Below are 12826 nucleotides of genomic sequence, written 5' to 3'. Positions count from 1 at the left end.
TCAGGCGCCGGTCTTGTCGCCGATCCTGAAGATACGCACCAGCGGCGTCTTCGTTTGCGGACCGAACCAACGGTTATAGATCTTGCCGGCCGAACCGTCGGCTTCGAGGCCCTTCAACGTCTCGTTGACGAAAGCCGTCAACCGCGTTTCGCCCTTCGGGATGCCGACGCCCATGTAGTCGTTCGAGATCGTGAACGGCGCAATCTCGTAGTTCTGCTTGTCCGGCACGTTGGCGAGCAAGCCGACGAGTTTCGGACCGTCCTGGGTGATCGCCTGCACGTTACCCGCGCGCAAGGCCGCAAAGGCGAACGGGGTATCGTCGTACGCCACGATGGTCGCCTGCGGGAATTTTTCGCGCAGCGTGATTTCGTTGGTGGTGCCTTTGTCGGCGCCGACGCGCAGGCCGTTGATCTGGTCCGGCGACTTCAGCACGCCCTTTTTGGCGAGGAACTGCTGACCGGACGAAAAATAAGGAATACTAAAGTCGACCTGTTTGGCGCGTTCGTCCGTAATGGTGAAATTGGCCAGCACCAGATCGACCTTGTTCGACGTCAGGAACGGAATCCGGTTAGCCGGATTGGTGGGCTGCAGTTCCAGCTTCACGCCGAGCTTGTCAGCCAGCGCCTTCGCGTAGTCGATGTCCAGTCCGACGATGTGATTCGTGGCCGGATCGACGAAGCCGAACGGTGGATTGCTGTCGAACGTGGCAACCCGCAGCACGCCGGCTTTCCTGATGTCGTCGAGACGATCGGCGTGCGCGACGCCGGACACCGTGACCATCAATCCCAGGAGCCATGCGGCGAGAGTACTGGATTTCATTTTTATGGAGACCTTCGTGTGTGTGGCGGCCGTGGATTGCAACCCCGTGTTGCAATCCCGCGTTGCAGTCCAAGTCATGCTGCTCGAGCAGCGGCATCGCTGCAACGATGCACGACCGCAACCTTAGCAGCCACGTCCGGCCCGGCAGAACCAACAAATGTTCCTGTAGTAAGCGTGATTTCTGCTAAGCGTCGGCATGATTTGCAAACGTGTATTTGTCGTTTGTCGACTTACGGGACGCTGACTAGCATCGAGTCTCCACATCCGATCTGGAGGAAATTCCACATGTCCGAGCGTGCCTCTTTCAAGCCGCGCGTCATCGAACCGGTTGCCGACAATCAGCCCGACGGTCTCGGGCTCGCGGTCGAGCTATGGCTGGCGCATCCCGTCGATGGGATCGCCGGCCGTGCGGTACAGATTCACCTGCGCGGCGACGCACGGATGGCCCAGGCCGAGGCATTACGCGATCTGCTGCATCTGCTGGGGACGGATATCGTCGTGGCGTGACGGTCCGGCGCGAAGCACAAAGACCCCGAGCGGCCCCGCGACTCTCCGGGCGGCTGAGGTAGGCCGCCCCACGCTCGGCCTTATCTGACAGGCCTGACGCGATTAGCCGCCAAAACGTAACAGTGATTTCATGCTATCGATACAAATATTCGATAGTTAGGGTATACACTGGCTCCATCGACGTTGCAGACATACCGCTCAGGCGCTTGTCGCGACGCCATTCTGAACTGAAGTCGAAACGGATATGGAGTCCACCATGAACACCAAGATCATCGCCGCCCTGCTGGTTGCCGCTTCTGCCACGCTCGCAGCCCCCGCATTTGCAAGCGGTTACGGCCCGGCTCCGTTTTACCGTCCTGCAGTGGGCGCGCCGGCTTCGCAACAAGGCCAGAGCGCACAAACCGTTGCTGCTGAACGCGCGAATACCAACGCCAACACCAACAGCTCGTACGGCGGCGTGAGTGACCAGACTTCCCAGTCAGGCGCCCATCGTAGCGGCCTGCATTCGATTTTCTTCGGCCATTGATCCGGTCGTAGCAGCGCGGAAGTTTGCTGGTAGCAGTCGACAAAATAAATTTTGGAGGTGAAGCATCATGAAGTCCCTTATTCAAGCGGTTGCAATCGCCGTAGTACTTGCTGCTCCGGTGGCCACGTTTGCCCAGTCGAATCAACCCGTGACCCGCGCTCAGGTGCGTGCGGAACTGGTGCAACTCGAGCAGGCCGGCTACAGGCCCTCGAACGGGCGCGATCCGTATTACCCGTCGGACCTGCAGGCAGCGGAAGCCCGCGTCGCCCAGGAGAACGGCAACGCGCAAGTTTCGACCACGGGTTACGGCCCGGCCACGAGCGGTAGCTCGCAAGCGGGTCAACGCAACGAATTCACGGCCAGCAGCTATTCGCCGCCGGTCTACGTTGGCCACTGAGTCACCGCGAGGCGACTCGTTGTTCAGGACAGAGCCGGTTTGCCGGCTCGCTAGCCACACATAGGCAACAGGACCGCGGCAGACGAACACGCCCGCCTGTATGCCGATACAGAAATCCTCCGTCGCCAGTCTCCTGGTGACTTCGCCCAGCCCCCTGACTGGGCGTTTTTTTATTTCCTCGAGGTAGCGCGTGACAAGGATCGGGGTTTGCTCGGCGCCCCTTGCGTTGGAATATGCGAAGCCGCGCGTACGGCAAGCAAGCCGTTGCGTCCATAAAAAAAGCCAGCCCGAAGGCTGGCTTTGCTGGAAACATCTTCAGGGCCGCGTACTGCGTAATCCCAATTGCGACTTGCGTATTGCGCGTCAGGCCCGCACCGCTGGCGGCACGTACCGGCACTCATAGCGTTTCCTGACCGTGCCGTTCTCATCGACGCTTTCCAGATACACATCGAACTGCCACAGCCGCGCCATATGCTTGAGCACCTCGTCGCTATCGCCGGATAGATGACGGTTGTCGCTCATGAAATGCCTGAGCGTCAGACTACGGTCGCCGCGCGTATTGACCGACCAGACCTGAATATTCGGCTCGCGATGATGCATGTCGTACTGGCGCGACAAAGCCTGGCGCACGTACTGATACCCAGTGTCGTCGTGGATCGCGGAGACTTCCAGCGCGTCGCGCATGTCGTCGTCCAGCACCGAGAAGAGCCGCATTTCGCGGATCAGATGCGGGGACAGGTACTGCGCCACGAAGCTTTCGTCCTTGAAATTACGCATCGCGTAGTGCAGCGCCTGCAACCACGGACTACCGGCCAGTTGCGGAAACCACTTGCGATCCTCGTCGGTCGGGTTTTCGCAGATGCGGCGGATATCGCTCATCATCGAAAAACCCAGCGCGTACGGATTGATCCCGCTGTAATACGGCTTGGTGACCGGCGGCTGGTACACGACGTTGCTGTGCGAATGGAGAAACTCCATCATGAAGCCGTCTTCCAGCTTGCCCTGGTTGTACAGCGTGTTGAGCAACGTGTAGTGCCAGAAGGTTGCCCAACCTTCGTTCATCACCTGAGTCTGGCGTTGCGGATAAAAATACTGGCCGATCTTGCGCACGATGCGAATGACCTCGCGCTCCCACGGTTCCAGCAACGGCGCATTTTTCTCCGCGAAATACAGCAGATTTTCCTGCGGCTCGGGCGGATACCGGTCGTCGGTTTCTTCCGGTTCGGGTGCGTGCCGGTTCGGCAGCGTGCGCCATAACTCGTTCACCTGCGATTGCAGATACGCCTCACGTTCGCGCCGCGCCGCCGATTCCTTCTGCAACGAGAGCTTTTGCGGCCGTTTGTAGCGATCCACGCCGTAATTCTGCAGCGCATGGCAGGAGTCGAGCAGTTCCTCCACCCGGTCCACCCCGAAGCGCTCCTCGCACTCCGCAATGTAATTCCTGCCGTAGACGAGGTAGTCGACGATTGCGTGGGCATCCGTCCACAGCTTGAACAGATAGTTGCCCTTAAAAAACGAGTTGTGCCCGTAAGCCGCGTGCGCGATGACGAGGGCCTGCATCGTCATCGTGTTCTCTTCCATCAGATACGCGATGCAGGGGTTCGAATTGATGACGATTTCGTACGCCAGTCCCATCTGCCCGCGTCGATAGCTCTTTTCGGTAGACAGGAAGTGTTTGCCGAACGACCAATGCCGGTAGTTCACCGGCATGCCGACGGACGCGTACGCATCCATCATCTGTTCAGCGCTGATGAGTTCGAGCTGGATCGGATACACGTCAAGCTCATATTGCTCTGCAACATGCGCAATATGGGTGTCGTATTCTTCGATCAGCTCAAAGGTCCAGTCGGACGGGCACGGCAGAGGCCGTCTATCGGCTACGTTCATACGGACTTCCCTTTGCCCTTCCGCGGGCGTTCCGGTGTGTCCCCGTGCTTCCACTGCGTCCAGACCCGCTCCCGCATCAGTGGCCTCTGTTCCGGCCGCTGCGGCTTCGGCATGCCCGGACTTCTGCTTCGGCACGCCTTGTTTGCGCTCCGGCTGATAGCCGCGCGCCTCATTGTGCAGATGTTTGGTGCTCATGAGGACGCCACCTGCTTTTCAAACAACTCCCTGAACACAGGATAGATGTCGGCGGCCGTTTCGACCTTCTTCATCGCCATGTGCGGCTGCGACAGCGCAAGCTGTGCATATTCGAGCCACAAGTTCTGCTCTTCGGGCGTTACCTGAATATACGCAAAATAGCGCACCTTTTCGAGAATGTCATCACTCAGGATCTTGCGGCACTTGGGCGAATCGTCGGTCCAGTTGTCGCCGTCGGAGGCCTGCGCGCCGTAAATATTCCATTCACTCGGCGAATAACGCTCCTCCTGAACCTTCTTCATCAGCTCCAGCGCGCTCGACACGACCGTGCCGCCGCTTTCGGTGGAATGGAAGAAGGTGTCCTCGTCGACTTCCTCGGCACGTGTGTGGTGGCGAATGAACACCACCTCGATGCGTTCGTAATTGCGCTTGAGGAACAGGTACAACAGGATGAAGAAACGCTTGGCGAGATCCTTGCGCTGCTCGTCCATTGAACCGGATACGTCCATCAGGCAGAACATCACCGCCTGACTCGACGGCTGCGGCTGCTTCACGCGATTCACGTAGCGCAGATCGAACGGATCGATGAACGGAATGCGCCAGATGCGACCGCGCAGATGATGGATTTCCGCCTCGAGCGTGGCGATGTCCTCACGGCGATCCTCGGGATCGGCCTTCATGACCTCGAGTTTCTTTTCGAGTTCATGCAGTTCGTTGACGAGCGGTGCGCCGAGCGCAATGCGCCGGCCGAGCGCGCTGCGCAGCGAGCGGACCACGTCGATGTTATTCGGCGTGCCTTCCGCCGCCCAGCCTGCGCGAATGCTCTTCCAGGTGGGCACGGCCAGCAGATGTGTTTTGACCAGACGCGGCAATTCGAGGTCGTCGAAGAAGTACTGCATGAATTCTTCGCGGCTCAACTCGAACACGAAGTCGTCCTGACCTTCGCCCTCGTTGCTGGCCTGGTTGCCCCCGCCTCCGCCGCCACCGCCCTGGGGACGCGGAATCTTGTCGCCCCGGATGTAGTCGGCGTTACCCGGATGCACCATTTCCCGCTTGCCGCCGGGCCCATGCCTGAACGACGGTTCGGCAATGTCCTTCCGCGGAATCGTGATGCTCTGGGTGTTCTGGATATCCTTGATGCTACGGTCGCGCACCGCTTCCGAGACGGCACGGCGAATATAGTTTTTGACACGACGCAAGAAGCGTTCGCGGTTTGCAATGCTTTTGTTCTTGCCAGCTAACCTGCGGTCGATGATTTGATGAAGCACATCCGGTCTCCTGTGTCGATCGGAAGTCGCGCTTCACCTGTCGACCCGAGTTCGCTCTTTAGCGCGGTACTCAGGTCCCATGCGAAGCGCTGACTCCGATCCCATGCAGGCGCACTCATTTCGAATGCACGAAAGGTGCGTCGCCCATCGCAAGGCTAGGTCCATACAACTTGCGCCTCGCAAGGTGCCCGCGCAGTCTTCCTGCGCGGGCGGCACGCCATGAGTTTCATGAGCGGATCACGATGACTTGCGCACGCGCAGATACCAGTCGCACAGGAGCCGCACCTGCTTGGGCGTATAACCCTTCGCGACCATCCGGTTGACGAAGTCTTCGTGCTTGCGCTGTTCCTCCGCCGATCCTTTGGCGTTGAACGAGACCACCGGCAGCAGTTCTTCCGTGTTCGAGAACATCTTCTTTTCGATCACGACGCGCAGCTTCTCATAGCTGATCCACGCCGGGTTCTTACCTGCGTTCGCAGCACGCGCGCGCAGGACGAAGTTGACGATCTCGTTGCGGAAATCCTTCGGATTACTGATGCCCGCGGGCTTCTCGATCTTCTCCAGCTCTGCATTCAACGAGGCCCGGTCGAAACTCTCGCCGGTGTCGTGATCGCGGAACTCCTGGTCCTGAATCCAGAAGTCGGCATACGTGACGTAACGATCGAAGATGTTCTGCCCGTACTCCGAATACGACTCCAGATAAGCCGTCTGAATCTCCTTGCCGATGAACTCTGCATAGCGCGACGCGAGCACGTCCTTGATGAAGGACAGATACTTCTGCTCGGTTTCCGGTGGGAACTGCTCGCGCTCGATCTGCTGTTCGAGCACGTACATCAGGTGCACCGGATTCGCCGCGACTTCGGTTGAATCGAAGTTGAACACGCGCGACAGGATCTTGAACGCGAAGCGTGTCGACACACCGGTCATGCCCTCATCGACGCCGGCAAAGTCGCGATACTCCTGATACGACTTGGCTTTCGGATCGGTGTCTTTGAGGTTCTCGCCGTCATAGACCTGCATCTTCGAGAAGAGGCTGGAATTCTCCGGCTCCTGCAAGCGGGTGAGCACCGACATCTGCGCCATCATCTTCAGCGTGCCGGGCGCGCACACCGCACTGGCCAGCGAAGAATTGCGCAACAGCTTCTCGTAGATCTTGATCTCTTCGCCATAGCGCAGGCAATAAGGTACTTTCACGACGAAAATCCGGTCGAGCAGTGCCTCATTATTGCGATTATTGCGGAACGCCTTCCACTCCGATTCGTTCGAGTGAGCGAGGATCACGCCGTCGAACGGGATTGCGCCGAAACCTTCCGTGCCCTTGAAGTTGCCTTCCTGGGTTGCGGTGAGCAGCGGGTGCAACACCTTGATCGGCGCCTTGAACATTTCCACGAATTCGAGCAGGCCCTGATTCGCGAGGCACAGGCCACCGGAATAGCTGTACGCGTCCGCGTCGTCCTGTGCGTATTGCTCGAGTTTGCGGATGTCGACCTTGCCGACCAGCGACGAGATGTCCTGATTGTTTTCGTCACCCGGTTCCGTCTTGGCGATACCGATCTGCCGAAGGATCGAGGGATAGCGGCGCACCACGCGGAACTTGCGGATGTCGCCGTTGTATTCGTGCAGCCGTTTGACCGCCCACGGGCTGAGAATGCTGCGCAGATAACGGCGAGGAATGCCGTACTGCTCTTCAAGGATCGGACCGTCTTCGTCGTAGTCGAACAGACCCAGCGGCGACTCGTTCACGGGCGAGCCCTTGATCGCATAGAACGGTACGCGTTCCATGAGTTGCTTCAGACGTTCTGCGATCGACGATTTGCCGCCGCCGACCGGGCCGAGCAGATACAGGATCTGCTTCTTTTCTTCGAGCCCCTGGGCCGAGTGCCTGAAATACGCGACCACCTGCTCGATCACATCTTCCATTCCGTAGAACTCACGGAACGCGGGGTATACCTTGATCACCTTGTTCGCGAAGATGCGCGACGTGCGCGGATCGTTACGAGTGTCGATCTGTTCCGGTTCCCCGATTGCCGTCAACATGCGTTCGCCAGCAGTAGCGTACGCGGCGGGATTGTCTTTGCAGAGCGCGAGATACTCCTCGAGCGAGAGCTCATCTTCTCGCGTTTTCTCGAAGCGGGTCGCGAAACTGCTGTAGATATCCATGCTACCTCCTCGCCAAAGTCTAGACCGATGTCGTGCGCGGCGCGCTAATCGGAAACGACATCGCTCGAATTCATCCTAAACCCTTTTAAATTTTTTTTCACGGACTACGTGATGAAAATCGTGCCGTGTTGCCCTCCCTACAATCGTCACTTGGAAACATAGATTCGGTCACCTACAATCTTCGACCGGATCACCCAACATTGCAGCGATCAACACTGCTATCTTGCGCGAAACGTGTTCTGTCTCACTTGTGTGCAGGCATTGACCACGACACGCCGCAATCCATCCAATCCATCCACGCTATGCGTACAGCTTGAAACATCTTGGCTGCACGCAGTGCTTCTAGCGCCCTGTTCGCTATCACCGTACGACTTGCACCCAATCCGCTCGTTGTCAGCGTACTGCGCGCTGCGTGCCGCGCTTTTTTCCTCAACGCGCGGCGCGGCATTCTCGTGTACAGGCTTCACGCGGTGTTACATGTTGACTCGTGCAGCGCCTGAATTGTTCGTCAGGGCAACGCGGGTTTTTGTTCACGACAAATTACATGCAAACGTACGCTGGCCGACCAACACGCACGATATCCACATCGATGGCATGGTCGACCACACTTACATAACCGGATTTCGGCCGCTCACGCGCTGGCGTGCATAGGTGTATACGGCGAGACGCGCTACCCAGATGCGTCCTCAGGGACAGGACGGCTGCGCGCGCATCTGCGGAAGGTGCAGACGCGGGGCGGAGGGGACGGGATGAAACGGAGGGTCGGGCCCGCTGGCGCAGAGGGAAAGCGCCCAGGGCCGCCTGTCAGGTCAGCTTGATTTCGACTTCGCCGAGTCCGTCGATACGGCCATGCACGATGCCCGCCTTGTCGACCGGGTGCGCGCCCACATAGGAACCGGTTGTAATAGTCCATTCCGGTTCGATGGTAATGCCCATGGCCGCGCAATGATTCACAAACCAGACCAGCAACTCGCGCGGATCGCCCACCGGGTTGCCGGTCGCTTCCGGCACCAGCGATGCACCGTCGAAGCTCAATTCCAGCGCCGGCGACACGAAATCGAACGTGCGCGCGAATCCCGCGTAGGCCACCGGATGTCCGGTGACGAGCGCGCCGTTGTTCTGCGCGTCGGCCAGTTGCGCGAGCGGCGCGATATTGGGCCATTCGCCAAAGCGGCTATCGACGATCTCGATGGCCGGCAGCACCACACCGACCCGCGCCAGCACTTCGTCGCGCGCATAGGCTTCGACGCGCGGCTCGATCGCCTCGTTGAAGCGAAACGCAATTTCCAGTTCGAGCAGGACGCGGAAAAAACCGTCATGAGCAACGCGCGCGGGCGACGCGAACACGAGCGAGGCCGGAATGGGCGCGCCCGAAGCCGCCCCGCCCGGCGCCTTTGCGCCAATTTTCCAGGCGCCGGTCCGCTGGCCGAGTCCGGCGATCACCGCCTGCTGGATCGCGTAGGCGGTGGCCGCGTCGGGCGGCAGGCTGTCCGACGGCGGGGCGTCGATCAGGCGATGCTGCCTGCGCGCGTCAACGAGGCGTTGCGCGAGGTCGTGTGGCGTCATGTCGGTCCTTTCAGGCTGGCGCATCGAATGGGTGGGAATGGCAGGCTTACCGGCATACAACCGTAGTCGCGCCCGTCAATGTACCGGATCACGCGTCGAACGGGGACGCTTAGTACGCTGACAACGAAAAAAGACCACGGTTGTATGCGCAACCGTGGTCCATGTAGGTAATCGATTCTGCTGCAGCGCGGCGCGACGGGCTTCGCCCGCAGCAGCCGACGCTGCGGCGGCAGTCTGTCGCTGCCCCACCCTAAGCCCGTCAGAACGTTTCCCAGTCCTGCTCGCTGCCCGCTGCCGCGGGCGCAGGGGCCTTGGCCGGCGCCGGGCTTCTGGCCGCAGCGGAGACGGACGCGGCGGGTGCAGCCGCAGTGGTTGCAGCCGCCGCCGGAACCGCCGTGACGACCGCCGATGCCGTCGCTACGCGGCCTCGCGGCGCCACCGTTGCCTTGCGCACAGCAGTCGCGGCTTTGGCGGCCGGACGGTGTGCTATCGGGGCGGCAGGCGCCCTGAATGCGCCTTCTTCGAGCTGGAACACCGCCACGGCGGTGCGCAGCCTGCCGGCCTGATCCTCGAGCGAGTGCGCCGCCGCAGCCGCCTCTTCCACCAGCGCCGCGTTCTGCTGGGTCACCTCGTCCATCTGGGTGACCGCGCGCGCCACCTGCTCGATGCCGCTGCTCTGCTCCTCGGAAGCGGCGGCGATTTCACCCATGATGTCCGTGACGCGCTGCACCGCACCGATGATTTCGGTCATGGTCCGGCCCGCCTCATCGACCAGCGCCGAACCGGATTGCACGCGCTCCACCGAGGTGTCGATCAGTTCCTTGATTTCCTTCGCGGCAGCCGACGAGCGTTGCGCGAGGCTGCGCACTTCACCGGCCACCACCGCGAAGCCGCGACCCTCTTCGCCGGCGCGCGCCGCTTCGACCGCGGCGTTGAGCGCCAGAATGTTGGTCTGGAAGGCAATACCTTCAATAATCGAAATAATGTCGGCGATTTTGGCCGAACTCTGGTTGATATCGCCCATGGTGCCGACCACCTGCCCGACCACCGCGCTGCCCTTGTTGGCGATTTCCGACGCATTCGCAGCGAGCGAACTCGCCTGGCGGGCGTTGTCGGCGTTCTGCTTCACGGTGCCGGTCAACTGTTCCATGCTCGAGGCGGTCTCCTGTAGCGCCGACGCCTGCTCTTCCGTGCGCGAGGACAGATCGGCGTTGCCCGCGGCGATCTGGCGCGTCGCGGTAGCGATCGATTCGCTGCCGCCACGCACCGAACGCACCGTCTCGGTGAGGCTGCGCTGCATCTTCGCGATGCCGTCGAGCAGTTGGCCCATTTCGTCGCGCGAGACCACCGCCACGGGGCGGCGCAGATCGCCGGCGGCGATCGCGTCGAAATGACCGAGCGCCTCGGCGAGCGGCCGGCCGATCGCACGGCTGAGCGTCAGATACGAAAAAAGCGCCGCCACCAGACCGCCGATCACCGCGACGATGCAGATGAGCTGGAAGGTCGCGAAGCTGTTCTGGGCGCTCTCGAAGCCCGTCTGCCCCTGGCTGAACTGGAGCTTGCGCAAGGCATCGTCGGCGGACGCCAGATCGTTGAATTTGACCTGCAGGTCCTTCGCGGCCTCCGGGATCTTCGACTGGTCGGTTCCGGCCACCAGCGCGCTGAACGCATCCAGCGCCTGATGCAGCACGTCGCGCTTCGCCGCGACATCCTGGGCAAGCCGGTCTTCCTCCGCGCCGCGTGTCAGATCGGAATATTTCTTCCACCAGGCGTCGGAGGTGGTGCGCATGAGCCGTGCGCGCTCCACCGTCGCCGCCACTTCCGGGGTTCCAAACAGGAAAGCCGCGCGATCCAGCGCAAGGCGTTCGCGCGCCGCGTAGAGCTCGGCGTTGCCGATATCGACGGCGCTCGGCATCTCATTGGTGAACGTCTCGTGATAGGCGTCGTTCGCGTGGCTCATGCCCGTCAGACCGAGCACGCCGACAATCAGCAGCAATGCGGCGAGAAAACCCATGGTCAGGCCGATCCGAGCCTTGATGGTGATGCCCTTGTTCAACATGCTTGTTCCTGTGACGTATCGAATGTGAGTGCTCGTAGAGGGCGTGCGGCGCGGGTCGTCCCACCCTGGCCCGGCGCGTTCTGGCGTCGGCGCTCTAACAGGCGTTTACGGCATTCAGAATCCATACTTAAAGTTTTTATATGGTCTGAAGAATATGGCCGGCCGAGTTTGTATAAATTACAAACCGTCAGAGGGGAGATTGGGCGTTGCGGAGAAGATTTGCCGGGCGAAGGAAGAGTCGTTGAGCGCGACTCTTTGCTTGATTTTTGGGCGGCTGGGCGCCGCCACTCCGCGATTCAGCCGCGCAAGAACGACTTGCGACGGCCCCCGGTTTCATACAGCTAGTGAGAAAGGCGCAGCAACGCCGTTTATGCCGTCACGCCTTGCCGGTCCGCCCCCGCCCCGGCGCCTGCCCACGCAGCAGTGGATTCGCGCAGGATCAGCCGTGGCGCCACCACGCGCCGGCGCGCCGGTGCGCCAGCCGTGCCGGCGGCGGTTCCGGTGATCCGCTCGATCAGCGTCTGCGCCGCCATCTCGCCGAGCGCGCGTACCGACTGCCCCACCGTCGACAAGGCCGGATAGGTGAAGCGCCCCAATTCGATATCGTCGAAACCGATCACCGAGCAGTCGCGCGGCACGCTGATGCCGCGCTCCGCCGCCGCCCGCAAGGCGCCGATGCCCATCATGTCGTTGCCGGCGAAGATCGCCGACGGCTTCACGGTGTCGAACAGTTGGCTCGCCGCACGATAACCGCCGGTGCCCGAGAAATCGCTTTCGACGATCGCACCCGGCGCAATCTCGATGCCGCGCTCCGCCATGCCGCGGATAAAGCCGTGTACCCGCATCGCGCTGACCGCCGTGGCAACCGGCCCCGTAATGCAGCCGATCTTCACATGGCCGAGTTCGAGCAGATGCCGCGTGGCCAGATACGCGCCCTTTTCATGGTCGATCTGCACCAGATCCGCCGAGAGCCCCTCGATATTGCGATCGACCACCACCAGCGGTTCGCGCGCGTCGGCCAGCGCCTGCGCCAGCACGGCGTCGTCGCCGGCCGAGGCCACGATCAGTCCGTCGATGCGCTTTTCCTGCAGCACCCGCAAGTAATTGCGCTGCTTGGCGGGATCGTCGTCCGAATTGCAGAAGAACACGCAGTAACCGTTGCGTGCGCAACCGTCCTCGATTCCGCGCGCCAGCTCCGCAAAGTACGGGTTCGTGCTGTTGGGCACCACCAGTCCGATCGTCGCGGTCGCACGCGCCTTCAGCGACCGGGCGACCGCCGACGGCACATAGTGAAGCTGCCGGATCGCATGTTCGACTTTTGCGCGCACATCGGCCGACACCGGCCGCGAGTTGTTCACGACGTGCGAAACCGTCGTGAACGACACGCCTGCTACGGCCGCTACATCCTTGATGGTCGCCATAACCTGTTGCTCTCCTGCCTG

Annotated in this window: 10 protein-coding genes; 3 read left to right on the top strand and 7 right to left on the bottom strand. The window is 61.1% G+C overall.

Annotation, left to right across the window (positions count from 1 at the left end):
- Positions 1–819 (bottom strand): ABC transporter substrate-binding protein, encoded by an 819-nt coding sequence (locus P3T43_RS02155; protein ID WP_429279368.1) that lies wholly within the window; start codon positions 817–819, stop codon positions 1–3.
- Between the two features lie 285 nt (positions 820–1104).
- Here P3T43_RS02155 and P3T43_RS02150 point away from each other — a divergent pair, with 285 nt between their 5' ends.
- The 3 genes from P3T43_RS02150 to P3T43_RS02140 all read left to right on the top strand — a co-directional run bounded on the left by P3T43_RS02150 (position 1105) and on the right by P3T43_RS02140 (position 2249).
- Positions 1105–1326 (top strand): hypothetical protein, encoded by a 222-nt coding sequence (locus P3T43_RS02150; protein WP_429279367.1) that lies wholly within the window; start codon positions 1105–1107, stop codon positions 1324–1326.
- A gap of 256 nt (positions 1327–1582) precedes the next feature.
- The gene (locus tag P3T43_RS02145; RefSeq protein WP_429279366.1) at positions 1583–1852 is read left to right on the top strand and encodes a hypothetical protein; all 270 of its coding nucleotides are present in this window, start codon (positions 1583–1585) and stop codon (positions 1850–1852) included.
- A 67-nt stretch (positions 1853–1919) separates the two neighbouring features.
- Entirely contained in the window at positions 1920–2249 is a 330-nt protein-coding gene (locus P3T43_RS02140; RefSeq protein WP_429279365.1) for a DUF4148 domain-containing protein, read from the top strand.
- Between the two features lie 363 nt (positions 2250–2612).
- Here the strand turns inward: P3T43_RS02140 and P3T43_RS02135 are convergent, their stop codons facing one another.
- From P3T43_RS02135 to P3T43_RS02110, 6 genes are all read right to left on the bottom strand, one after another.
- A complete protein-coding gene (locus tag P3T43_RS02135) occupies positions 2613–4331 on the bottom strand; it encodes a SpoVR family protein (RefSeq protein ID WP_429279364.1) in 1719 nt (572 codons plus the stop codon).
- A complete protein-coding gene (locus tag P3T43_RS02130; RefSeq protein ID WP_429279363.1) occupies positions 4328–5599 on the bottom strand; it encodes a YeaH/YhbH family protein in 1272 nt (423 codons plus the stop codon). The genes P3T43_RS02135 and P3T43_RS02130 overlap by 4 nt, the downstream gene beginning before the upstream one ends.
- A gap of 237 nt (positions 5600–5836) precedes the next feature.
- Complete coding sequence (locus P3T43_RS02125) at positions 5837–7759, bottom strand: PrkA family serine protein kinase (protein ID WP_429279362.1); 1923 nt, start codon at positions 7757–7759, stop codon at positions 5837–5839.
- Between the two features lie 804 nt (positions 7760–8563).
- Positions 8564–9325 carry a 2-keto-4-pentenoate hydratase gene (locus P3T43_RS02120; RefSeq protein WP_429279361.1) on the bottom strand — a complete coding sequence of 254 codons (762 nt, stop codon included), beginning with the start codon at positions 9323–9325 and terminating at the stop codon, positions 8564–8566.
- Between the two features lie 259 nt (positions 9326–9584).
- Complete coding sequence (locus tag P3T43_RS02115; protein ID WP_429279360.1) at positions 9585–11384, bottom strand: methyl-accepting chemotaxis protein; 1800 nt, start codon at positions 11382–11384, stop codon at positions 9585–9587.
- Between the two features lie 368 nt (positions 11385–11752).
- Positions 11753–12805 carry a LacI family DNA-binding transcriptional regulator gene (locus tag P3T43_RS02110; RefSeq protein WP_429279359.1) on the bottom strand — a complete coding sequence of 351 codons (1053 nt, stop codon included), beginning with the start codon at positions 12803–12805 and terminating at the stop codon, positions 11753–11755.
- Positions 12806–12826 lie beyond the last annotated feature (21 nt).

Source organism: Paraburkholderia sp. GAS41 (assembly GCF_050436545.1).
In the GTDB taxonomy this organism is placed as follows: domain Bacteria; phylum Pseudomonadota; class Gammaproteobacteria; order Burkholderiales; family Burkholderiaceae; genus Paraburkholderia.
Note: the sequence above shows the minus strand (reverse complement) of the source record. Positions and strands in the feature narration are given on the sequence as shown.